Origin of the sequence: Psychrobacillus vulpis, from assembly GCF_006861825.1 — a bacterium.
Classification (GTDB): domain Bacteria; phylum Bacillota; class Bacilli; order Bacillales_A; family Planococcaceae; genus Psychrobacillus; species Psychrobacillus vulpis.
This window is the reverse complement of record NZ_VDGI01000007.1, coordinates 117,975-143,049: the sequence shown is the minus strand read 5'-3', so window position 1 is coordinate 143,049 and position 25,075 is coordinate 117,975. Positions and strand designations below refer to the sequence as shown.

Annotated in this window: 19 protein-coding genes and 1 riboswitch; of the genes, 12 read left to right on the top strand and 7 right to left on the bottom strand. The window is 37.1% G+C overall.

Annotation, left to right across the window (positions count from 1 at the left end; all coding sequences use genetic code 11):
* Positions 1-68: 68 nt before the first annotated feature.
* The 3 genes from FG384_RS08835 to FG384_RS08825 all read left to right on the top strand — a co-directional run bounded on the left by FG384_RS08835 (position 69) and on the right by FG384_RS08825 (position 3,013).
* Entirely contained in the window at positions 69-1,490 is a 1,422-nt protein-coding gene (locus FG384_RS08835; protein WP_142642232.1) for a S41 family peptidase, read from the top strand.
* A gap of 82 nt (positions 1,491-1,572) precedes the next feature.
* Positions 1,573-2,739, top strand: coding sequence for a PDZ domain-containing protein (locus FG384_RS08830; protein WP_142642231.1), 1,167 nt, complete (start codon positions 1,573-1,575; stop codon positions 2,737-2,739).
* Between the two features lie 10 nt (positions 2,740-2,749).
* Positions 2,750-3,013: a CsbA family protein gene (locus FG384_RS08825; protein ID WP_142642230.1), complete on the top strand. Its 264-nt coding sequence runs from the start codon at positions 2,750-2,752 to the stop codon at positions 3,011-3,013.
* Positions 3,014-3,301: 288 nt separating this feature from the next.
* On the opposite strand, the gene FG384_RS08820 is transcribed toward FG384_RS08825, so the two are convergent.
* The 6 genes from FG384_RS08820 to FG384_RS08795 all read right to left on the bottom strand — a co-directional run bounded on the left by FG384_RS08820 (position 3,302) and on the right by FG384_RS08795 (position 9,323).
* Positions 3,302-4,507 carry a M20 family metallopeptidase gene (locus FG384_RS08820; protein WP_142642229.1) on the bottom strand — a complete coding sequence of 402 codons (1,206 nt, stop codon included), beginning with the start codon at positions 4,505-4,507 and terminating at the stop codon, positions 3,302-3,304.
* 13 nt (positions 4,508-4,520) lie between these two features.
* Entirely contained in the window at positions 4,521-5,393 is an 873-nt protein-coding gene (locus FG384_RS08815; RefSeq protein ID WP_142642228.1) for a MetQ/NlpA family ABC transporter substrate-binding protein, read from the bottom strand.
* A 43-nt stretch (positions 5,394-5,436) separates the two neighbouring features.
* Complete coding sequence (locus tag FG384_RS08810) at positions 5,437-6,099, bottom strand: methionine ABC transporter permease (protein WP_142642227.1); 663 nt, start codon at positions 6,097-6,099, stop codon at positions 5,437-5,439.
* Positions 6,089-7,114: a methionine ABC transporter ATP-binding protein gene (locus tag FG384_RS08805; RefSeq protein WP_142642226.1), complete on the bottom strand. Its 1,026-nt coding sequence runs from the start codon at positions 7,112-7,114 to the stop codon at positions 6,089-6,091. The genes FG384_RS08810 and FG384_RS08805 overlap by 11 nt, the downstream gene beginning before the upstream one ends.
* 154 nt (positions 7,115-7,268) lie before the next feature.
* Positions 7,269-7,378, bottom strand: a riboswitch (SAM riboswitch).
* Positions 7,379-7,477: 99 nt separating this feature from the next.
* Complete coding sequence (locus FG384_RS08800) at positions 7,478-7,786, bottom strand: AzlD domain-containing protein (protein ID WP_142642225.1); 309 nt, start codon at positions 7,784-7,786, stop codon at positions 7,478-7,480.
* An 844-nt stretch (positions 7,787-8,630) separates the two neighbouring features.
* Positions 8,631-9,323, bottom strand: coding sequence for an AzlC family ABC transporter permease (locus FG384_RS08795; RefSeq protein WP_142642254.1), 693 nt, complete (start codon positions 9,321-9,323; stop codon positions 8,631-8,633).
* 131 nt (positions 9,324-9,454) lie between these two features.
* On the opposite strand from FG384_RS08795, the gene FG384_RS08790 reads away from it, so the two are divergent.
* The 9 genes from FG384_RS08790 to FG384_RS08755 all read left to right on the top strand — a co-directional run bounded on the left by FG384_RS08790 (position 9,455) and on the right by FG384_RS08755 (position 24,115).
* Positions 9,455-10,096 carry a TVP38/TMEM64 family protein gene (locus FG384_RS08790; RefSeq protein WP_142642224.1) on the top strand — a complete coding sequence of 214 codons (642 nt, stop codon included), beginning with the start codon at positions 9,455-9,457 and terminating at the stop codon, positions 10,094-10,096.
* The gene (gene lepB, locus FG384_RS08785; protein WP_240793380.1) at positions 10,089-10,640 is read left to right on the top strand and encodes a signal peptidase I; all 552 of its coding nucleotides are present in this window, start codon (positions 10,089-10,091) and stop codon (positions 10,638-10,640) included. Before FG384_RS08790 ends, lepB begins: the two co-directional genes overlap by 8 nt.
* Before the next feature lie 80 nt (positions 10,641-10,720).
* The gene (gene addB, locus FG384_RS08780; protein ID WP_142642222.1) at positions 10,721-14,215 is read left to right on the top strand and encodes a helicase-exonuclease AddAB subunit AddB; all 3,495 of its coding nucleotides are present in this window, start codon (positions 10,721-10,723) and stop codon (positions 14,213-14,215) included.
* A complete protein-coding gene (gene addA, locus FG384_RS08775) occupies positions 14,196-17,912 on the top strand; it encodes a helicase-exonuclease AddAB subunit AddA (protein WP_420849954.1) in 3,717 nt (1,238 codons plus the stop codon). The genes addB and addA overlap by 20 nt, the downstream gene beginning before the upstream one ends.
* Before the next feature lie 11 nt (positions 17,913-17,923).
* The gene (locus FG384_RS08770) at positions 17,924-19,096 is read left to right on the top strand and encodes a DUF418 domain-containing protein (RefSeq protein ID WP_142642221.1); all 1,173 of its coding nucleotides are present in this window, start codon (positions 17,924-17,926) and stop codon (positions 19,094-19,096) included.
* Between the two features lie 646 nt (positions 19,097-19,742).
* Positions 19,743-20,639, top strand: a complete 897-nt coding sequence (locus FG384_RS08765; protein WP_142642220.1) for a fumarylacetoacetate hydrolase family protein — start codon at positions 19,743-19,745, stop codon at positions 20,637-20,639.
* 249 nt (positions 20,640-20,888) lie between these two features.
* Positions 20,889-21,251, top strand: coding sequence for a YisL family protein (locus tag FG384_RS08760; RefSeq protein WP_142642219.1), 363 nt, complete (start codon positions 20,889-20,891; stop codon positions 21,249-21,251).
* Positions 21,252-21,362: 111 nt separating this feature from the next.
* On the top strand, positions 21,363-21,524 hold the full coding sequence (locus FG384_RS19785; protein ID WP_166462414.1) for a hypothetical protein: 162 nt from the start codon (positions 21,363-21,365) through the stop codon (positions 21,522-21,524).
* Positions 21,525-22,678: 1,154 nt separating this feature from the next.
* Positions 22,679-24,115 carry an alpha-amylase family glycosyl hydrolase gene (locus FG384_RS08755; RefSeq protein ID WP_142642218.1) on the top strand — a complete coding sequence of 479 codons (1,437 nt, stop codon included), beginning with the start codon at positions 22,679-22,681 and terminating at the stop codon, positions 24,113-24,115.
* Positions 24,116-24,219: 104 nt separating this feature from the next.
* Here the strand turns inward: FG384_RS08755 and FG384_RS08750 are convergent, their stop codons facing one another.
* Positions 24,220-25,074 carry a DegV family protein gene (locus FG384_RS08750; protein WP_142642217.1) on the bottom strand — a complete coding sequence of 285 codons (855 nt, stop codon included), beginning with the start codon at positions 25,072-25,074 and terminating at the stop codon, positions 24,220-24,222.
* Position 25,075: the final 1 nt, after the last annotated feature.

Genomic DNA, 25,075 nt, shown 5'->3' with positions numbered 1-25,075 from the left:
CCGATTTTTGCGCGAGTATTAAACTCTACTTTCACCACATATATTAGTGGAAAAGTAGGAGGTATAGCTTGCGCAAAAGTCGGATTTTTTTATACGTTTTTTTGTTAATTATTTTGCTTGGTGTTTTGTATTTTTGGATTGGGAAGCCTTCGGATAAACAAGCATCATCAATCGTTAGTAACAGTCAAGTGATTGATGAAGCGTTTCAATTAATAAAAAAAGAAGCTGTGTTTTCCAAAAAAGATAATATTATCGTTGAAGGTGCAATACGTGGGATGGCAGAAGCTTTAGAAGATCCTCATAGTACGTATTTAACAAAAGAAGAGGCCTTGGCACACGAAGCATCACTCGCAGAGGAACGCGTCGGAATTGGAGTAGAAATAACACTCTCTGGTGGAAAATTTATTGTCGTTTCTCCTTTGAAAGATTCACCTGCATTCAAAGCAGGATTAAAGCCACAAGATGAAATTGTTCGGGTTAATGGAGAAAGACTGGATGGAAAGACAATGGCAGAGCTCGTAAAAATGCTTAGCGGAGAAAAAGGTACAAGTTTGAAAATGACAGTTTATCGTTCAAGTGAAGAACGCCATGTAGAGCTACATATGAAACGAGAAACGATTGCCATGCATACTGTAACGAGTGAAGTGTATGAAGCCGATGACTTTTCTATTGGAATCGTCACAATTTCTTTATTTGGAGAAAAAACAGGTGAAGAATGGCTGAAACAAACAAAAGCATTAGTAGATAGAGGAATAGATGGATTACTAATCGACGTAAGGGGAAATCCGGGGGGATATTTATATAGTGTTTCTTCCGTTATTGGTACTTTACTTGAAAATGGAAAGACATTCGCATATATGCAGGATGCAAAAGGTGTACTAGAGATGTTAAATACAGAAAGTAAGGAAAAGCCTTATCTAAAGAAAATTCCAGTAGTTTTATTACAAAACGGTGGAAGTGCATCTGCGAGTGAAGTGTTAGCAGGAGCGTTAAAAGACAATAAACGTGCGATGATTATTGGAGAAACAAGCTATGGGAAGGGAACTGTACAAGAAACACATCCACTCTCTAATGGTGGAAAGTTGAAAATCTCTACACATAAATGGCTAACTCCAAAACAAGAATGGATTCATAGTAAAGGGATAGAAGCAGATTTAAAAATAGAGCAAGATGAATTGTATACAATGGATGTAAAATATCTTCATGGCGAATTTCGTGTTGGCGATTATGGTGAAGAAATAAAATACGTGCAAAATGTACTAGCAGCTTTAGGATATAATATTGTTCGAAAAGATGGCTACTATGATGAAGATACGACAGATGCAGTGGATAAATATCGTCAAGAGCGAAGCCTCAGTCCTAAAAAAGAAATAGACGATGCATTATTTCAATCACTTTCCAAAACAATTGTCGAATATAAAGCAAGGAAAGAAAATGATAAACAATTACAAATGGGAATAAGTTATTTAGTGCATGAAATGAAAAAATAAAGTTATTCTAAAATCCTATACGCAAAGCACTCCTCGTTTGTTACAATGAAAGGAAAGGTAGTTGCAAGGGAGGAGGTTGCGTATGGTAGAAGAAATTTTAATCGAATTGGCAAAAGGAATAGGGCGGTTTTTCCTCCATCCAGCTGTATATATCACGCTTCTTTTCTCCATATTAATAGGTTATTTTCGCGTAAAGAGAGAAAGAAAGCATTTTCGAACAAGAATCCTATGGGGATGGACAGAATCGAAGCGCTTACTAGAGGGGTATGTTTGGGCAATTATTCTATCTGTCATAAGTGTTGGTGTAGGGATTGTCGTTCCAATTCCTTGGCTTTACATATTTAGTGCTTGGTTGATATTATTTATTTTGATTTTCACATACCAGCTTGGTTCCGTTATTTATGCGATGGCATTGGGTTCAATAACATTGTATGTAATGTATGTATACGATTGGTCTTTTGATATCCTACCGTGGAAATTAACAGGACTTGATATAATGCAAGAAGCAGTAATTCCAATAGCAATTTTAGCAGGATTATTAGTAATAGCGGAAGGAATCCTCATTCAGAAGCATGGCAATTCGAATGCTTCCCCTAAATTAGTAGCCACTTCAAGGGGAAGTGAAGCGATAGAATACGTGACGAAGCGGTTATGGCTTTTACCAGTGTTGCTAGTAATACCAGGAGATGTCATTTCTACATATATTCCATATTGGCCACAATTCAGGCTTGGTGAATCTACTTTTTCGCTTATTTTGTTTCCATTTGTCATTGGATTTCAGCAAAAAAGTAGACGAACTCTACCTGTTCAATTTTTTCAAGATTATGGGAAAAAGGTTTGGTTACTAGGAATTGTTATTACAATAATAGCGGCAGTAGGTTATATTAACCCAATTATTAGTGGAATTGCACTCGTATTTGGTGTATTAGCAAGATTAATCATTTCGTATATCTTATATAAGAAAGAAATGTCAGGAACGTTTGCCGTTTCTCCACAGTCGGATGGTGTTATGATAGCAGGAGTTCTAGCAGATTCACCAGCCGAGAAAATGGGACTTCTTATCGGAGAACGTATTGTCAAAGTAAACGGACAAAAAGTGACAGACGAGCAAGAATTATATGAGGCAGTTCAAATAAATGCAGCACATTGTCGCCTAGAAGTGTTAGATATTAATGGAGAGCTCCGTTTGCGTCAGCATATTTTGTTTAGACACGATCATTATCGTCTAGGCTTAATATTAGTAAGATAGAGGAGGGCCTATGGAAACATTATCTTTATCCACTCAAATAACATTAGCTATTTTTGCTCCGGCACTGCTCGTCGTATTATTTACACGCATCACATTTAATCATTATGTCGCGTTAATATTGACAGTTGCCTTATTTGCAGCTTCTGTTTATGCAGGTCACACACATAGATGGTGGATATATATTTTAGATGCAGCATCCTTAACGTTAGGATTTTGGTATGCTACCCATATGAAGAATCGAAATAAAAATAAGAAAAAATCCGCCTCTCATTAAGACGGATTTTTCTTATTTAAAATGAAATAATCATTGAAAGAAGTGATTTTCGCTGCTGGCGAACGCTTTCCGCGGGCGTGGCTTGAGCCTCTTCGGTCGCTATGCTCCCTGCAGGGTCTCAAGACTCACGCTATTCCCGCAGGAGTCGTCGCCCTCCGCTCCAATCAACAAGTGCTCACTTTTCCAAATTTCTCTGAATCGCAAACTCAAGAGCGCAAATCGCAAGCTCATCCTATCGAATCGCAAAATCACACCAACGAATGCCTATTTCGCACCGAACTCTATTATTTATTGCTCTTGTTTTCGGGAAAGTGCCGCTTCAAATTCTTTTCGAACATTATGCAATAACTCTGCGTCTGTTAAAATTCGATAACCAACCACTGCTAATGCTTTTGCACCTTTAATAACCGCTTCGTCACCTAATTCTGATTTTGCTGCATCTCTAAATTCAATCGTATGTGCTATTAGATCATCTGGTCCAATTTTAATATGGGGATGGGCTGTTGGTACAACATAACTGATGTTACCTGCATCGGTTGAACCTTTACCTTTTCGTTTTTCCGTATGGACAAATTCTCCTACTGCTTCAAGTTCCGTATGAAGAACCTCATCTAATACGGAATTTAATACGAAGTCTTGCACTTCATTTTGAAAACGTTCAATTTTCACAGAGGCTCCTGTTGCTAATGCTGCTCCATTTGCTATGGCTTTTACCTTTTCCGAAACGTTTTCTGTTTTATTCCAAGTGTCCGCTCTTATATAAAAACGAGCGGATGCGTAGTCGGGAATAATATTCGGTGCATCTCCACCATGTGTAATAATGCCATGTATCCGGACGTCAGATGGCAATTGCTGTCGGAGTGCATTAATACCATTAAAAAGTTGAATAACTGCATCCAGTGCGTTGATTCCTTGTTCTGGTGATCCGGAAGCATGGGCAGCTTTTCCATAGAAATGAAAATCTAATGGATCTACTGCAAGTGTTTCTCCTGTTAGAGAGGTTTTGCCACTTGGATGTATCATGAGAGCGACATCGATGTCTTTTAAGAAGCCATGTTTTACAAAACTACCTTTTGCGCTTCCGTTAGGTCCACCTTCTTCTGCAGGGGTGCCAAGAACGACAACTCGACCTCCCGTTTGTTCAAGCGTTTCTGCTAATGCAATTCCAGCTGCAACACTAGTTGTTCCAATAATATTATGGCCACAAGCGTGACCAAGACCTGGTAATGCATCATATTCTGCTAGAAAAGCTACGGTTGGACCTTCTTTTCCATTTTCCTTAACTGCAAAGAACGATGTTTCGTGTCCAGCAACCGCCTTCGTAACATGAAATCCTGCATTTTCCAGAAGCTCAATATGTCTACCACTCGCGTAGACTTCTTCATTTCCGATTTCAGGATTTGCATGGATGTCCTGGCTTGTTTGAATGTACAAATTTCGATTATCTTCGATGGATTTTTCAATTAGTAATCTACTATCAACTGTTATACTCATATTTTTTCCTCCTTTATTTTAATAAATCGTTGAATGTGTTATCTAATTCTTCTTGAGATAATTTCACAAGGAATGAACCGCCTTTTGTATCTTTTGTAACGGCATCTTTAATATCATCTTCTTGATATAGTTCTACAATTCGTTTGAATGTTTCGTTGTTTTTATCTTCTTCACGAGCAGCTATCAAGTTAACATAAGGGTAAGTAGATTTGTTATCTCCTGATTCTTTGAAAATTGGATCTTCTCCAGGAGAGAAGCCAGCTTGACCAGCTACACCATTATTTATAATTGCTGCAGTTACATCTGGTAGAACACGTGGTGTTTGTTGAGCGACCATCGGAATAATTTCAAGATTTAATGGGTTTTCTGCAATTTTCGAAGGATCTCCAAATTGACCGAAATCATCTGCCAGTGTTATAAGTTTTCCGGCTTCTAGTAGACGAAGTGCACGAGCTTGGTTTGAAGGATCATCTGGAATTGCAATTTTATCTCCTTTTTTAATTTCCGAAATATCTTTTATTTTTTCCGAATAAAGTCCAAGTGGTGCAAACATAGTGGAGCCAATTGGAACGATATCATTGCCGCTTTCTTTTACGGATTGGGCAAGGAATGCCAAGTGTTGAAATGCATTCAAATCAATATCTCCTTGTGCAAGAGCATTATTTGGCAATGTGTAATCCGCAAACTCTACTAACTCAATATTAATACCTTCCTTTGCTGCTTTTTCTTTTAAGATTGGCCATTGAACACCATCCGAACCGTTTACTCCGATTTTTACTTTTACTTTTTCTTTGTCTGTGGATGCTTCGCTATTGTTGTCATTTCCACAAGCTGCAAGTACAAGTGCTGTAATAAGTACCAATATGAATAAGCTTAATTTTTTCATTTTCTTTCTCTCCTTTAGTCCAAACCTAGTCGAATTTTTCGTATTAACGTCTCATGAATTTTCTTGATAGCGTATTGCCAAGCCATTGAGCTAGCTGAACTAGAATGATTAATATTATTACTGTTACAAGCATGACGCTTCCATCAAAGCGCTGATATCCGTAAGTCATAGCAACATGCCCTAAACCGCCTCCGCCAACTGTTCCCGCTACTGCGGAGAAATCAATTAGACTGACTGTAATAAACGTAAGTCCTAAAATTAAAGGACCGAGTGCTTCCGGTATTAAAACAGTAAATATGATGCGCAGTGGACTTGCACCCATCGCTTGTGCTGCTTCTATTACTCCAGGGTCAATACTGACTAAATTATTTTCAACAACCCGTGCTATTGAAAAGCTTGCGACAATCGTCATGGGAAAAATAGCAGCTGCTGTTCCTATAGTTGTCCCTATAACCAATCTAGTTAGTTGAGAAATTGCAACTAAGAAAATAATGAAGGGAATAGGCCGAATAATATTAATCAAAATATTTAACACTTGGAATACAAGCTTGTTTTCTAAGATGTTTTTTTCTCGTGTTACGAAAAGTAATAAGCCGATTGCTATTCCAAGAATGGAACCAAAAACGAGGGTGGCAATTACCATGACAACTGTTTCACCAGTAGACTCGACAATTCTCGGCCAAAATGTAGTCCAATCAACCTTCATGTTGCACAACCTCCTCTATGTCAACGATTGTTTTTAGTTCGTCCAATGTATTTTGAATTGCATCTTGGTTACCTTCAAAAGAGATGAGTAAATTTCCGAAGAGCTTTTCCTGCAGTTCTCGAACAGAGCCATAAACGATATTGAAATGAACTTGGTGTTTTTGAGTAACTTGAGAGAGAACTGCATCATTCGTAATGTCTCCTTTAAAAATGACCCGAAATAACTTTTTGCCACCTCTTAATCGCCATTCGTTCAAAATATTTACAGAAGGCAAATCTTGTTGAACAGATTGAATAAAACGCTGAGTTGTTAAATGCTGTGGATTTGTAAATACATCAAATACATCTCCTGATTCAATTACTTCACCGTTCTCCATAACCGCTACTTTGTGACAAATGGATTGAATGACGTGCATTTCATGTGTAATAAGCAAAATTGTAATGCCAAGATCTTTATTGACCTTTTTTAATAATTTTAAAATTTCCGCTGTTGTTTCCGGATCGAGTGCAGAAGTTGCTTCATCGCAAATAAGTATATCTGGTGATGTGGCAAGTGCTCGTGCAATTCCTACACGTTGTTTTTGGCCACCTGATAATTGATTTGGAAAGTCATTTGCTTTATCAGAAAGACCTACGAATCTTAGGAGCTCCTCTACTCGATTTTTTATTCCCTGTTTTGATAAACCGGTAAGCTTAAGCGGATACGCAATATTTCCGGCAACTGTTCGAGAGTTAAATAAATTAAAGTTTTGGAAAATCATCCCGATGTTCTGTCTTCGTGCTCGCAGCTCTTTCGATGACAGTGAGTTTACATCGATATTTTGAATGTAAACAGTTCCCGTTGTCGGTCGCTCTAATAAGTTTACTAGTCGCAGCAATGTGCTTTTACCAGCACCGCTAAACCCGATAACCCCAAATATTTCTCCTTCGTTCACTGTTAGAGAAACATTATTGACTGCATGCACCTCCCGTTTGCCAAGACGAAAAGTCTTGGATACATTTTTGAAATCAATCATGTCACAACCTCCTGTTATTTCAATGATGATTCTTTACAGACAATCGTTGCAGTCATCTTACTTTCTAAAAAGGAACGAAAAAGAGCTTTCTTAATCTTATCTAAAAATTGGATAAGAAAAAGAAAGCTCTTCGATTATACGAAAAACCATCTCGTTCTCATCTTTCAAGCGATACTAGCTTGCAGGAATTGGCACAGTTTTCAATAATATGAATCTGTTGCCGAAACGTCAAAGGGCCTGTCCCTCGGTTTCTCTTGATAAGAAAGTGATGTACTATGTAATTGTTGTAAGAATTGATACCAACTTTAAACATTATAAATATCGTAGTCAAGTAAATTTTAAAAATAAAATAATTCCGAATAATCAGAACAACAAACTGTAAATTGCTAAAACACCGATAGTACCTAATACAACGACCATTACATTAGATGAAATTATTGCAAGTGTAAATGCAACAACTCCGCCAATAAATCCAAACAGAAAATTTCCTTCTTGCACATATAAGATAGCTGGGAATATTAGTGCTCCAAGTACTGCAAAAGGTATATTACGTAAAACCCCAGAAATAACGGGAGGTAATTCTTTCCCTTCTAAAAAAGTAAGTGGGAAAGCTCTCGGAATATATGTGACAAGAGCCATTCCGAGCAACATCCACCAATACCATGCATCCATCCCTTTAGGCTCCTTTCGGCAAATTTAGCCAATATTTTTATAATGCTAAACGACGAGCTCATCAGTCCACATTTTCTAGGTCAATGAATACTCAGAAACTGTCATTTACTTTTTTCTGCATACAACTTTTCCATACGTTCCTTGTCGGGGCTGACAAAGGGGCTTGAGCTTTTCTTAAAAAGATAAGAAAGTATAAAAACTTGGTATGTCATGAACACAGTATTCATGGTCTTTTGTCGAAGGAGTCCGTTACAAGCGGACGCTTTCCGCGGGCGAACGACGAGCCTCCTCCTACGCTTCGCTACGTGCGGGGTCTAGTCTGCTTCGCTTTCCCCGCAGGAGTCGCCGCTTTTCACTCCATCCATCTAGTTTAGAAGAATGGATCATGTTCTGTCTATTTATTGATTTTACGGAGTACATCCTTCTGCATTTTATAGTGATAATTGTAAACATTCAGCGCTGAGTCGAATCTTTTGAGCAAGTTTTTCTCTTTTAGAAATAGAGTAAAAGAGTCATGCTATCTTTGTTTCGCTTACGATTCAAATGATCGTCATTCTACTTATAAACAGTTGCAATTATGAATAGATCCATACAAGTTGATGAGAGCGCAGTCGGCGACTTCTGCGGGAATAGCAGATGTTTTCTGCACCGAAAGCGAAGCGGCAGGTGCATGAGCATAAGGCCCCGCAGGAAAGACACTGGCCGAACTTTATTTGGCCGGTGTCTTTGCGACGAGTAATCGCAGGAGAACATGTTTTTGAAGTGACGAGGAGACTGAAGCCATGCCCGCGAAAAGCGTCCGCCGTAGCGGGAATCAACGGTATTTCTACGGTTACTCTTCTTATTAGGACAGGGCGTCTTTTGTCCGACCTTTCTTATTTGTATAAATCATTTCGACAAAAATAGACGAACCTAAAGTTGCTACTAAAATTGCCCAGCCAGTTGATAACAATCCTGTCCAATAAAAAAATCCATTAATTATGGCAGCTAGAAGGGCAAGCATTACAACTTTTCGATTATTACGCATAGAAGGAACAAGTAAACCTACGAACATCGCATACAGGGCAATAGACATAGCTGCTTGTAAAAAAGCAGGAAGATTGGCTCCGATTAAATGGCCAACTGCTGTGAAAACTACCCAACTACTATAAGCGATTAATGCTACCCCAAAGGCAAAAGGTGTACGAATATTGTCTTCTTTTTGGGTTGCCAACACAGAAAATGATTCGTCCGTGATTCCAAATGCATAAATACCTTTGACCCATTTTTTTTCACTTTGCATCTTTTCGTTAAGCGCCGCCGTCATTAAGAAGTGGCGAATGTTGACGACAAATGTATTTAAAACAATTAAAATAGGATCAACACCTTTTGAAATAAGCGTTAACGACATATACTGAGATGCTCCAGCATAGACAAATATACTCATTGCAGTAGCTTCCAAAATAGATAATCTAGTTGTTTTCGCCAATAAACCAAATGTAATTGCAACTGGGAAATAACCGATGGCAATACTTATGCCAGCTTTCAAACCTTGCATAAATGAATTATTATACAAAATAAGTTTCACCTACCAAAAATCATAATGAACAAATTATACTATAGTGAATTAGTTTTATATATACAATTATAGGGAATAGTATATACATACATATTGTGGAGGAGAGCAACATGCCTAGCTGGTTTTCATTCGAAACTTTAACAAATTTGACTCAAGATTACCGGGCACTTGGACCGTTGATTGGTATCCTTCTACCGTTTTTAGAAGCTTTTTTACCTTTCTTACCTTTAATCGTTTTTATCGTTGCTAATGTAAGTGCATATGGAGTCTTATTTGGATTTTTGCTTTCATGGGCAGGATCGGTTGCGGGTGCGTATACCGTTTTTTTAGTTATTCGCAAATACGGACGAGCAAGAGTTTTAGGATTTATTACGAGGCATGAAAAGATTCAAAAATTAATATTATGGGTAGAGAGGAATGGATTTGGACCACTGTTTCTTTTAATATGCTTTCCATTTACTCCTTCGGCACTTGTTAATATTGTTGCTGGTTTGTCTAATATGAAAAAAAAGACGTATTTATGGACAGTTACTTTAGGTAAATTAATCATGATTTCAGTCGTAAGCTTCATTGGAGCTGATATTAAAGCATTAGTAACCCAACCAGTTCGAACAGCTATAGTCCTATTGATTATCATATTACTTTGGTTCATCGGAAAAAGGATTGAAAAAAGAATTGAGAAGAACGTGGAAGAAGATTTAAGAACAACAAAACATGATAGAAGAAGCAAAAAGGAGCATACAATTGAATAATGCTAAAAAAGAAATAATAGAATGGGCACTAGCAATCCTTGTTGGAATTGTAATAGTACTAATTATTCGTTCTTTTATTGCAACCAATTATGAAGTAGTTGGTAAATCTATGATGCCTACACTTCATGATCAAGATAAAGTGTTCGTCAATAAGCTAGCAAAAATAGATAGAATGGACATTATTATTTTTCATGGCGACCAAAACGAAGACTATGTGAAGCGAGTAATTGGAGTACCTGGCGATACAATTAAGTATGAAAATGATACGTTATACATCAATAATAAAAAAGTGCCAGAGAAATTTCTCAATTCTTATTCTGCCTATGTACATCCAGAAGAAAATTTTACAGAAGACTTTAATTTACTCGAGTTAACAGGAAACAAAACAGTTCCACCTAATATGTTGTTTGTATTAGGAGATAATCGAATCTCTAGTTTAGACAGTCGCTATTTTCATTTTATCGATGAAAAAGATGTGATTGGCAAAGTCGAGGCGAGGTATTGGCCAATTTCGAGTATAAGTGTAAATTTTGATACCGAATAATTTCCCACTCTACTGTATGTTTTGTACAATAGAAGGAAGGGAATTATTCGGTTTTTTTATTAAAGAGAGTAGGTGGCAATATGTCATTAAGAATTATTAGTGGGCGATCCGGGGCTGGCAAAACATTGTTTATTCAACGTGAAATAATCGATACTTTAGAAGTGGCTCCTTTAGGACATCCACTTTTTTATATAGTGCCTGACCAGATGTCCTTTTCCAGTGAATATAGTCTTGCGGCAGAATCCGGACTTCAAGGTTTATTACGAGCACAAGTTACAACATTTAAGCGATTAGCTTGGCGTGTATTGCAAGAAACAGGTGGAATTGCGAAAGAAGAAATTAGCGGTTTCGGTTATCGAATGCTTATCCGGAGCTTGCTGGAGGAAAATAAAGATCAATTTAAATTATTTAAACGTGCTGCGACAAAACGTGGATTTACAGATCAAATGGAAATGCTTTTAAAGGAATTTAATCGTTATTGTTTAGATTATGAAGCAATGTCGAATGTATTAGATGATTTGGAAAATGTAAATGCTCCGAAAACATTAATTGATAAATCATCAGATTTAGTGATGATGTTAGAGTTAATGGAGCAAAAATTAGGAACAAGCTATATTGATGGAGAAGGTTATTTAACTTTACTTGCTGCAAAAATAAAAGATTCTTCGTTACTAGAAACGACGGATATATATATTGATGGGTTCACATCTTTTACTACTAGAGAGCTAGAAATTATTTTGGAGCTAATGAAAAAAGTAAAACGCATCACCATAGCACTTCCAATGGAATCTACCTCTGATGCTCTGGACGAACAGTCATTATTTTATCAACCTGCTAATACATGCAATAGATTATTAGATATGGCAAACAGTGAAAATGTGGAGATCGAAGATAGAATACATCTAACAGAACAAAAACGTTATATTTCAAAAGAGCTTGCTCATATTGAAGCGAATTTCGAGCAACTTGCGCCTAAAGAATTTACATCAGAAGACAATCTAACCATAATAGAAGCAGCAAATCGACGTGCGGAAGTTCATGCAGTTGCTCGTCATATTCGAGACCTGATGCAACAAAGAGAGATTAGATATAAAGAAATGGCAATTTTACATCGAGATGCGGAAACATATGAAGGATTAATCGAAACCATATTTCCACAGTATGATATCCCTGTTTTTATTAGTCAAAAAAAACCGATGCTGCATCATCCGCTAATCGAGCTGAGTCGTTCTGTATTAGAAATTATTCGGACAGATTGGAAGTACGAGCCGATGTTCCGAGCGATTAAAACAGATTTATTTTTTCCAGTTACAGCTTCGAAACGTGAATGGAGAGAACGAGCAGATCGTTTAGAGAACTTCGTATTATCTTTTGGTATATATGGAGATAGATGGTTTGATGAAAAACGTTGGATCTATAAAAAATATCGTGGCCTGGAGTTTTATTCAAAAGTTCAAACAGATGAAGAAATAAGTGTACAAGCAGATCTACATGCAGTAAGAGATATTGTAATAGAACCGCTAAAAACATTAGCTGACCATTTAGAAAATGCTAAAACAGGCTTAGAAATCGCGACAGCGTTGTTTACATTTATGGAGTCGCTGCAAGTTTACGAGAAATTACAAAGCTTAAAGCAATTGGAAGAGGAGAATGGCCAATTATTACACGCTTCCGAACATGTACAAGCTTGGAATGAATGGGTTAATGTACTAGATCAATTCGTTTTAATGTTCGGAGAGAAAGAAATGTCAGTAGAAGATGCTGCGAGAATCCTTGATGAAGGATACGATCAATTAGCTTTTTCGAGAATTCCTCCAGCTGTGGACCAAGTAATAGTTGCAAGCGCAGACATAGCAAGGCTAACGAATATGAAAGCTGTTTTTGTAGTTGGTGTAAATGATGGGGTGTATCCAAAAAGAATGGATCATGAAGGATTACTCTCTGACACCGAAAGAGAATGGTTTCTACAAATAGGATTTGAGCTCGCTCCGACTTCGAAAATGCGTTTGCTCGATGAAAATTATTTAGTTTACAAAGCGTTTACGTCTGCTTCCCATTATTTATTTGTTTCGTATCCGATTGCAGATAGCGAAGGGAAGTCGTTGCTCCCATCCCCATATATGAAAAAGCTTTATCAATTGGTAAAAGATGTTCCAATACAATTGGCGGCGATTGATCCAAGCGATCTTGCTGAAGAAAATGTTGAGATGACAACTATAAGTCATCCAAGAACAACCTTACCCTATCTTGTCATGCAGTTGAGGGAGGCGCGAGAAACAGGGGAACTATCCGAAGTTTGGCAATCTGTTTATCACTATTACATGGATGATCCATATTGGTCGAAATTATTAAAAAGAATTGTTAAACCTCTTATTCATGGCAATAAAACGGAAAGACTTTCTCAGAATATCACGTCGGCACTTTATGGTGAAACGATAATTTCAAGTGTTTCTCGTGTCGAGAAATATTATAGCTGTCCATTTGCTCACTTTGCATCATATGGATTGAAGTTAGAGGAACGTGCAGAATATCGCTTGGAAGCACCTGCAATGGGTGATTTATTTCATGCTGCTTTAAAATGGATTTCCGATGAAACAAATCGGTTGAATCTTACTTGGGCACAGCTTTCCAAAGCACAATGTATAAAACTAGCAAAAGAGGCAGTCCAGTACATCGTACCTGTTTTTGTCCATCAACTATTATTAAGTACTAATCGATATCGTTATATTCAACGCAAATTAGAACAAATTGTAGCATCTACACTTATCGCGTTAAGTCAACATTCTAAAGTATCCAGTTTTGTTCCAATTGCAATAGAAGCTGGATTTGGTCCAGGAGAGACTTTGCCTGCATTAGAAATACCTCTAAAGCATGAAAGAAAAATGCAATTACGAGGAAGAATCGACCGAGTTGACGCCGCGAATGTCAATGGAAATATGTTTGTGCGAATTGTTGATTATAAATCTTCCAGAAAAGGTATTGACTTAAACGAGGTATATCACGGTTTATCACTTCAAATGTTGACGTATTTGGATGTCGCAATGGAGAATGCACCAGTATGGTTACAGGAGGATGCAGAACCTGCAGGCGTTTTATATGTTCATCTTCATAATCCATTTATTCAATCCAAAAAAGAAATGGAAGAAGCGGAATTGGCAGATGCCATTTATAAATCGTATAAAATGAACGGCCTGCTACTGGATGAGCCTGAAGTTATTATGGAGATGGATGAACATATTGAAGGGTTCTCGAAAGTAATTCCGGTCAGAATGAATAAAGATGGGAATCTATCAAAATCTTCTTCGAAAGTAGTAGATCAAGAAGACATGAGACTAATCCAATCATTCGTTCGGAAGAAACATGAACAAGCTGGGAATGGGATGAATGCTGGAGATACACGTGTATATCCGTACCGTTTGAAAGATAAAATGCCATGTACGTATTGTTCCTATCGTAGTGTTTGTCAGTTTGATCCGCAAGACCCAGAACAATCCGTTCGTTCGTTGAAAGCAGAACAACCAGAAGTTGTCACAGAAAAAATGAGAGAGGAGATGGATACTAGTGAACATTCCTAATATGCCAGAGCAATTAACGTGGACCCCCGATCAATGGAAAGCAATTTGGGCAACAGGTTCAGACGTACTTGTTTCTGCAGCTGCTGGTTCAGGAAAAACGGCGGTATTGATCGATCGTCTTATCCAAAAAGTAATTGCAAAAGATAATCCAATCAATGTCGACGAACTACTTGTTGTTACATTTACTAACGCATCTGCTGCGGAAATGCGCCACCGAATGGGCGAAGCATTGGAAAAAGCAATTGGGCTCGATCCATCATCTACTCATTTACGAAAACAGCTAAGTCTTTTAGGGAAAGCACAAATTTCCACGCTTCATTCTTTTTGTTTAAATATTGTTAGGCAGTACTCATATATGTTGTCTATTGACCCAGGCTTTCGTATTGCAAATGAAACGGAAGCGGCATTAATGCGCGACGATATATTAGCTGAAGTATTGGAAGAAGCCTATCAGGAAGAAAACCCAGAACCGATGTATAGACTTTCCGATAGTTTTACATCTGATCGAGACGACCAGTCGATAGAGACGATGATTGATAAATTATATACGTATGCAAGAGTGCATCCAGAACCGAAAAAATGGTTATTAGCAATACCGGAAGCATATACATTGAATGACGATTTAACTATCGATGAGCTTCCTTTCATTGAACCCTTAAAGCTTGCAATTATTCACCATTTAGAAGAAGCAATTTCGGTAACAGAAGAAATTCGTAGGGTAGCGCTACAACCGGATGGCCCAGCCCCACTTGCAGAAACTGCTTCCAATGACCAAGCGATGATCCAAGAAGCAATTTCGCTAATGAAAATCAGCTCTTGGCAAGATGTATTCCGTTATTTTCAGTCCATATCGTGGGGAAAAGCTGCTTCCATCAAAAAAGATTCTTGTGACGAAGCACTTAAAAAACAGGCGACGAGTAAGCGTAATAAAGTGAAGAAGATCGTCAATGAAGTGAAAGAAAATTATTTTACTAGAACACCTGAACGATTATTAGAAGAGATGCGATTAATGGCTCCCCAATTAAAAACATTAGTAGAATTAGCCATTTCGTATGGAGAAAGATATACTGCAGCAAAAAATGATAAAGGACTCGTCGATTTTTCTGATTTGGAGCATTATGCCCTAGAAATCTTAACGGAAAGCAAAGAAAATGGGGAACTATGTCCGTCAGAAATTGCAAAAGAGTATCAAGCACGTTTTAAAGAAGTATTAGTCGATGAATACCAAGATACGAACAGATTACAAGAAACAATTTTACAATTAGTGAAAAGCGGAAATGAAAAAACAGGGAATATGTTCATGGTTGGTGACGTGAAACAATCGATTTACCGATTTCGTTTAGCAGAGCCAATGCTCTTTTTAGGAAAGTATTTAACTTTTGGACATATGCCGATTGATTCAGGTGTGAAAATCGATTTAAATGCAAACTTCCGTAGTAGAAAAGAAGTACTTCATGCAACGAATTATATTTTCCAACAAATTATGGGTGAAAAGGTTGGAGAAATTAACTACGATGATGCTGCTTCATTAAAACCGCAAGCACCGTATGACGAAGCAGAATCTGCTGTTGAATTGGCGCTGTTATATGAAGTAGAGGATGGAAGCGTAGAAGCGGAGGATGAAGAGGAAGTTGCAGTAAATGCGGAAGAAGAGTTGAAAAAATCACAAGCAGAAGCTCGTTATATAATTTCAAAAATAAAAGAAATGATAGAATCAGGGGCAACTGTTTACGACCCTTGGAAGAAAGCAACACGTCCTCTTCAATATAGCGATATAGTCATATTAATGCGTTCCATGACTTGGTCGCAGGAAGTAACGGACCAATTTAAAGAGGCGGGTATTCCATTATATGCTGAGCTTTCAAAAGGTTATTTTGAAGCTATAGAAGTGCTCATTATGCTTCATACACTCCGCACGATTGATAATCCGTATCAAGATATTTCACTTGCATCCGTACTTCGTTCTCCTTTTGTAGGATTAACGGAATCAGAACTTGCGCTTATACGTTTATCAGCACCGAAAGAGCCTTTTTACGATGCATTAAAATTATTTGTATCTACTGGTGGTGCGGGTTTATCTTCAGAAACAGGTGAGAAACTGCAGCGTTTTTTATTGCACTTTGAGGATTGGAGAAATTTAAGTAGAAGGGGTTCCCTAGCAGAATTAATTTGGCGAATCTATTTAGATACTCATTATTACGAAATGGTAGGGTCCATGCCCAACGGCAAGCAAAGGCAAGCAAATTTACGTGTCTTACATGATCGGGCAATCGATTTTGAAAAAACTTCATTTCGAGGGTTATTTCGTTTTTTACGTTTCATCGACCGCATGCGTAAACGGGGAGATGATTTAGGAGCTGCACGTGCAATTAGTGAAAAAGAAAATGTCGTACGTTTAATGACAATTCACTCATCAAAAGGATTGGAGTTTCCAGTTGTATTTTTAGGAGGCATGGGGAGACCATTTAACCAAATGGACTTTAATGAACCTTATTTATTTGATCAAGAATTTGGACTTGCTGTAAAAGCAATCGATCCGGATAAACGAATTTCCTTTACTTCATTGCCGTTTTTATCTATGAAAGAAAAAAAGCAAATGGAGTTAAAAGCGGAAGAAATGCGTGTTTTATATGTTGCAATGACTCGAGCGAAAGAACATTTATTCCTTGTATCTTCTGTAAAAGATTTAGCGAAGACCCTTGAAAAATGGGAGGATGCACAATCCATTCTACCGAATGAAATGCTACCAAACTATATCCGAGCTAAGGCAAAAGGATATTTAGATTGGATTGGTCCTGCTATTGCGAGACACGCAGATTATAATCAACTTGCAGAAGTTATTGAAGCGAACATAGTAGAAAGTGAATCCAAGTGGAAACTAGTTACGAAAAGTATGGACGAGTTGAAGCTAGGTGTGCCAGTGGAAGAAAAAGAAAAGATTACCCTTGATCGACTTATGGTGAATGGAAAGAACGAATTACTTTCGGATATCCAGGCTCGTTTTGATGCAACGTACCCTTTTGAGCCTTCTACGCATAAAAGGTCCAAGCAGTCAGTTAGTGAGATGAAGAAAATACAACAGTTGATAGATAGAGAGGAACAAGACTACTTCCAAACGAACAATTCTACTGGAAGTGCAACCCAAATAGCGAAACGCCCTTTTTTCCTGCAACAAGAGTCTAAGCTCACAGGAGCGGAAGTCGGAACAGCCATTCACGCATTTATGCAAAATGTAGATTTAGCACAAATAAAAACGGTAGACCAAGTAGAAGAATTCGCTGAAACTCTTGTACAAAGAGAAATCATTACAAAAGCAGAACAAGCTGCCATCGATTCTACCAAAATAGTAGCTTTCTTTCATTCAGAAATTGCAGAGCGATTAAAAAAAGCAAAGGAAATTATGCGTGAGCTTCCATTCACTTATTCATTATTAGATAAAGATGGGGATAGTCAAATTATTCAAGGTGTAGTCGATTGTTTATTTTTAGAAGAAGATGGAAGTTGGGTATTACTCGATTACAAGACAGATCGAGTGCAACATTTCTTGTCGAACGAATCATTATTAAGAAATGAGATGGAAAATCGCTACAATCTACAACTCACTCTTTATGCTCAAGCTATCGAATCTATTATGAAAGTAGAAATAAAAGAAAAGATTCTTTATTTATTTGATATTAACAAACAAGTGCAATTATAGGAGGAAAAAAATTGTTGATTCAACCAACAGAGGTGAAAGAACGAGTAATATCAATTGATGTGATGAGAGGTTTTGCACTTCTTGGTATTTTTATCGTAAATATGCTGTTTTTTCATTCTCCATATATTTATTTTAATCCGTATACATGGTTTCACATTCCAGGTGATTTTGAAACATTTAAATGGATTGATATTTTTGTTCAAGGTAGTGTTTATCCGTTGTTTTCAATGCTGTTTGGGTATGGACTTGCCATGCAATTCATGAAAACACAAGAAAAAGGAACATCTTTTGCTAAGTTGGCAGTTCGTAGACTGTCCGTATTACTACTAATAGGATGTATTCATGCATTTCTCATATGGTCCGGGGACATTTTAATTACTTATGCTCTTGCCGGTTTTGTCTTATTATTAATGATGCGTTTAAAGCCCATTTGGTTACTTCTGATAGCAGGTGTATTATTTTTACTTCCTAATGGGTTATTAAATGGAATGGTGTATTTACTTGCAAAATTTAGTCCGAACGATGTCATTATTTATACAGGTATACAAGATATAGAATCATCGATTGTTGCTTATTCACAAGGTTCTTGGACTGATATTTTCTTACAACGTCTAGATGATTGGTTATATATGACGCAAGGTGGAGCAATTGTTTTCACAATATTTATTATCATTGTGCCGCTTCTATTAGTCGGAGCAGCCGCTGCTAAACTTCGATTAATCGAACGTGCTCGTGAATTAAAAGTGTTTTGGATTGTAACAATTATTATTACTTTAGCAGGCGGTACAGCAATTAAATGGATTCCATTTGTTTCGGAACCGAATCTGTTTACAGTATCTGTACAGGATACATTTGGGGGACCGTTACAAGCAATTGCTTATGCTGGAATCATTGCGTTACTTTGTACGATACCCTTTATAAGTAAACTGCTCTCACCATTTGCTAAAGCTGGTCGAATGTCAATGACCATATATTTAATGCAATCTCTTATTGCGACTACTATTTTCTATTCGTATGGATTTGGTTTATATGGAAAAGTAGATATTCAAACAGGTACGTGGATGGCTGTAGGAATTTATGTATTGCAACTTGTTTTTGCAGAGGTATGGTTTATGAAATTTAAACAAGGTCCAGTAGAGATGCTATGGAGAAAACTTACGTATGCAACATATAAAAGAATCTAAGTTCCTTTGATGGTCTAGCCTACAAGCGCCATAAGCTTTTACAAATTAGAAACACCATGAACCCAGTGTTCATGGTGTTTTTTTTATAGGAATAGAACAGGTTTTCCGAAGCTTACCGCTATCCTGAGGGCACTGAAAAAGTCCATATAATTAGGTTTGTCAGTCAGAATTGTACAATAACCCAAGAGAAGAGATAAGAAAATCGTTGAAAGGCTCCCTTTCCGCGGGCGTTGCCTTAGCCTCCTCGCTACGCTGCGGGGTCTTCGGCTAACGCTATTCCCGCAAGAGTGTCGCCATTTTCAACGATTTTCTAAAATGGTAGAGTAAATATATAATAAAATAGACAGTTTCTCAGTGCCCTCCTCACTAGACTGAAATTAGAACAGTAAAAAGATATCTTAGAAGGTCGTGAACGCTTTTACAAAATCTTATACAAGATATAATGGGGGCATCTTCCGAAGCAGATAGGTTTTTCAATATCTCTTCTTTCGGAATGATCCGTACTCACCAGGAATAGTGGAGACGAGATGCGCTTAAAGAGCGCTTGGGCATTTCAAATATTATTTGTCGAAAATAGATGAAAACAAAGTCAACTTGTAATAGAATATTTATAAGATTCAAAAATATTTGAAGGAGTGTCGAGACAATGAAACTATTATCGTACCGATTAAATGATCAAATCTACTTCGGACCAAAAGTAAAAAAAGAAGAAGCTGTATGGGATGTATTAACTATTCAGAAGACGCTCCAAGTGTTACCGAGTTTTCCTGCTACGATAGTAGAAGGAATTAGTCTAGGAATGGACTTTGTCGAACAAATCCGGAAATTAATAGAAGTTGCTTCAAAAGATGAAAATGTAGAAAACTTTAAACGTGCATTCACAGAAATTGAATGGCTATCTCCAATTCCACGCACTCCGAAAAATATTATGGCTGTAGGTAAAAACTATGCGGATCATGCAAAAGAAATGGGTGGAGTGGCGAATGATTTTGTTGTATTTACAAAATCACCAACATCAATTGCTGCCGATGAACAAACACTTTCTATTCATGCTGATAAAACCTCTTCATACGATTACGAAGGTGAACTTGCTATCGTCATTGGAAAGAAAGGCAAAAATATCCCTTCCAAACTTGCGTATGATTATATATTTGGCTATACTATCGCGAACGATCTAACTGCTCGCGACCTACAAAAAAAACACCAACAATTTTTCTTAGGAAAAAGTTTAGATGGTTCATGTCCATTAGGACCTTATGTAGTAACAAAGGATGAGCTGCCAAATCCGCAAGAATTGTCAGTTGTTACGAAAGTAAATGATGAAATTCGTCAAAACGGAAAAACATCTAATATGGTATATTCTGTGGAACAAATCATATCAGAAATTTCAAGTGCAGTTACATTAGAGCCGGGAGATGTTATTTTAACTGGGACTCCTGCTGGGGTAGGCAATGGATTTAATCCTCCAAAGTATTTAAAAACTGGCGATATTGTGAAAGTTTCTATTGAAGGAATTGGTACTTTAGTGAACAAATTCGAGTAATACTTTTCATTTGATGGTAAGATATATATGATAACTTAATTCAGTCGAGGGCGGATTCCTCAGATTTTGAAGGGAATTTATTGAGCAAGCTCATGCCAGCGTGGTGTAAGCTAGTTAGTCGTTGTCACAAGTTGCGACGTTCTAAAGTTCTATTTATTTCTTGATCTGGAGGCAATGTTTTCTGCAACAAGTTTGGCGCAGGAGCAAATACGTCAAGGTGAATTTGATTAAACTGTCGAGGTGAAAAAAATGGACTTTTTAGCATCAACACATTTACACATTACAACATGGGTAATTGCAGTAATCTTGTTTTTAGTAGCAATTGCTATGGCAAACCCGAAAGTAGTTCATATGATTCTACGATTAGACTATCTTTTGATTATTGCAACTGGGCTTGCATTATTCATCAAGGGAATGGATTATGGACAAGGAATGCTTTATGGTTTGAAATTTTTAGCAGGTATTTTAGTAATTGGTATGATGGAAATGGCGTTAGTGAAAAAGCAAAAAGGAAAACCTTATACAACATTTGTTATTCTAGTTTTCGTATTCTTCTTCATCGCTCTTTTCCTAGGGTTCAAATTGCCAATGGGTATTAATTTCTTAGCTTAAATTAGAGGAATTGTCTACAATCTGAAGCTTCCACTATTGTGGAAGCTTCTTTCTTTTATAATGGAGTTATGCTATTTTGAGAATAGATTAGGAAAAGGAGTGAGGCAACAAATGCTAGGCATATTCTTACTAATATTCGTTCTTATTTTGATGATTTTATTTGCTGTTGCTTCCTTTCTCGTTTCGAAACGACAGAAAGAACAATTCGATCTGGATGATTTTCACAAAAGTATTATGAATCCGCTTGATCATTCGGTAAAGCCACCAAAATAAGAGGTGGCTTCCAGACTATAGACAAACTCGAAAAAATGAGTCGTCTATAGTCATATTATTTTTATATAGGATAGTTCAGGTTTTCCGAAGCTAACTGCTCGCGAGCGCCGAGCTGATTCGTCTTTGGCTTGGGGGCAATGAAAGACTGTCTATTTTATATAAAATCGATTCAATCTAATTGAGGGTGGAAAGAACCACAGGATTTCCGCGGATGAATCGCCAAGCCTCTTCCTTGCTACTATCTATTCTTTAAATAATTACTTATTCATTTCTAGAAAATCGTTGAAAAAGGCGACACTCCTGCGGGAATAGCGTTAGCTGAAGACCCCACAGCACAGCGAGGAGGCTGAGGCAACGCCCGCGGAAAGGGAGGCCACTGAAAAACCAAAATTCAGAAAATAAAGTCACCACTTGAGAAGTATATTTGTATCAAAATTGGCATGACGTCCCCATAAACACCCTAAAAAGTGAAGGAATTATGGGATTTCGTTTTTATTTTTTGAAAAAAAGTGACTTTTTCAGTGGCCTCCGGAAAGGGAGCCGTTTCAACGATTTTCATATTTATTAGGATAATGGACCAGCCCAACTGGCACCTTCGAATGATAGAGACTTATTCATTTATAGAAAATCATTGATTAAGGCGACACTCCTGCGGGAATAGCGTTAGCCGAAGACCCCCGCAGCGTAGCGAGAAGGCTAAGGCAACGTCCGCGGAAAGGGAGCCGTTTCAACGATTTTCTTATCTATTGGGTTATTTTACAACTCCGTGTGGCAAAGCTTATTATAGGCACTTTTCCAGTGCCGACAATAGGCTCTGCATGGTATCGGTTGTCTCTCTTTTCCCGCAGGAGACGTGCGGAAGCTTCTCCAAAATTGACAAGTTTTATTTTTAGCCTATCAATTTTAAGGGAGAGAATATTAAAAGTAATTTTCAATGAGTTTTGGGACAGACTTTCTTTTGACACAGTTTAGACGCATTAAGAATAGTTTTTAGGACTTTTATGTTTAAACAATAGCGATTAAATTGCAGCTTTGATAAAATAACGTTGATATGTTCCAATTAATGTCTAGCTATAGACGCTAGCTGCTCCAACTCACGGCTTGATGCAGCTCGAATTGCGTCTGCCGCTTTTCTAAACTAGGGAGGACTTTACGTGAACTTTAAAAAGTGGCTTGTGACCAGTTTACTAATAAGTGGGCTTTGGTTAACAACGACTCAAAATACAAATGCTGAGGCCGAGGCTTCTATACATAACGAAAGTATATATGATTTATATGTGGACCGTTATTTTAACAAAGTAATTGCGAATGATTACGATGTAAATGCAAAAGATCCAAGTGCATTCGCTGGTGGAGATTTTCTTGGAATAATTGAGAAAATGGATCATATAAAAGAAATGGGATTTACGATTATTTCAATTGGACCAGTTTTTGCTACAGAAACGTATGATGGAAAACGAATATTAGATTTTAATGAACTTGAAAAAAGATTTGGAACACCAGAAGAGTTTCAAGAACTTATAAAAGTAGTTCATAAAAATGGTATGAAAATCATGGTAGAATTTCCGATGAATAATTTTAGTGAAAATCATGTTTGGAATTCGGATCATACGAAAAAAAATTGGATTGTGCAAAATGAAAATGGAGTTATTCAAGTAGACTTAGAAAATGCGGAAGTTCAGAAAGCATTAAAGGAAACAATTATTGACTTTGCTAAAAAGTATGATATTGATGGAGTAAAATTTTCGGAATTAGATGGTGCTCCTACAACTTTTGTGAATGACATTATAAATGGATTAAAAGAAATAAGAGATCCAATGTATGCGATTGCTTTAGAAGAGTCAGAGGCCAACTTTGATACAAATTATTCAGACTCACTGCTTGTCAATTTTAGAGATGCTTTTAAAAATACTGATTTACCAACAGAAGGTATTGCTCAAACAAATGAGAATGATTTACTAATGATAGATCATTTACTTACAGAGAGATTTACTTACTATAGTGCGCTTGAGAATATGTTTCCACCGACTCGTATTAAAACAGCGCTTGGAGCAATTCTTACAATGCCTGGTGTTCCATATATGAGTTATGGTACTGAAATAGCGATGAATGGACAAAGTGCATTAGAAAGTCATCAAGTCATGAATTTTAGAGTAGACGAAGATATTATGGAATACTTGAAAGACATAAACTCTATACGCAATAAATCGGAAACACTTCGTACAGGAAAGACAGAACTGTTGAAAAATGAGAACGGTTATCTTGTTTTTAAACGATACTCAGACGAGGAAACGTTTATCGTTGTTATTAACAACACAAGTGCTACACAGCGAATTGATCTATCGAGCGAGATAGTTGGAGAAAATGTAGAACTTCGAGGATTATTTGAGCAGGATCTAGTTCGCCCTACTGATGATGGAAATTACAGATTAGTACTTGATCGAGAACTAGTAGAACTGTATCAGGTCACTGAGCTCAAAGGCTTAAACAAATCATATATTGCGGCAATGGCGATTGCCTATTTATTGTTTATCGTATTTTTAGTTATTGTATGGAAAAAAGGTAAACAACGAAGATTGAAAGAAAATTAAAGAAAAAAGAGGTTGCCTTATTGTAATTTTTCTACATGAAGGCAACCTTTCTTCTTTTTACGAGTTTCGTTTAAACTTGATATAGTTAAAAATATATAATTCCATTAATCTTGTAATTTATTTAAAAAGAATAATGCTAATGTCCCAGGTCCTGCGTGTGCACCAACAGTTGAACCGATAAGATGAATCTCGATATCTTTAGGATGGAATCGTTCTTCGATTAATTGTTTCAGTTCTAAGGCAGTTGCTTCATCATCACCATGACTAATTGCAATAGTTTGTTCCTCTAAACGATCTCCACGATCTCCCATGACATCAATCATGCGTTTAATTACTTTTTTGCGCCCACGAATTTTTTCAATTGGAACAAGTTTCCCTTCTTCCACATGAAGCAATGGCTTAATATTAAGTAGTCCGCCAATAAATGCACTCGCTTTGGAAACTCTTCCCCCACGGGCCATATAATCTAAGTCTTCTACTGTGAAAAGATGCTCCATATGAGCTGCGGCAAATCTAATTTTTGCTTCGATTGATGGTAGGTCCATTCCAGCATCTCTTAAACGTACAGCTTCCTTAACAAGAAGACCGTAGCCTAGTGAAGCACATTTCGAATCAATAATAGTTAATTTTAAATCCGGATACGAATCTAGTAACTGTTCTTTCATCATTACTGCAGTACTATATGTTCCAGACAAAGCAGAAGAGAAGGCAATATATAATCCTTCTTCTCCAGATTTAGCAAGATCTTCAAAAATTCTTAAAAATAGCTCAGGTGAAGCTTGAGATGTTTTTGGATGTTTTCCATCTCTAATTGCTACGTAAACATCTTTTGAATCAATTCCAACAATATCTTCAAATTCCTGATCGTCAATTTGAACTCTAAGTGGAACTAATTCTACATTATGTACCTCAAAAAAAGATTTTGGTAAATCACTCGCACTATCAGCAAATAACTTCATT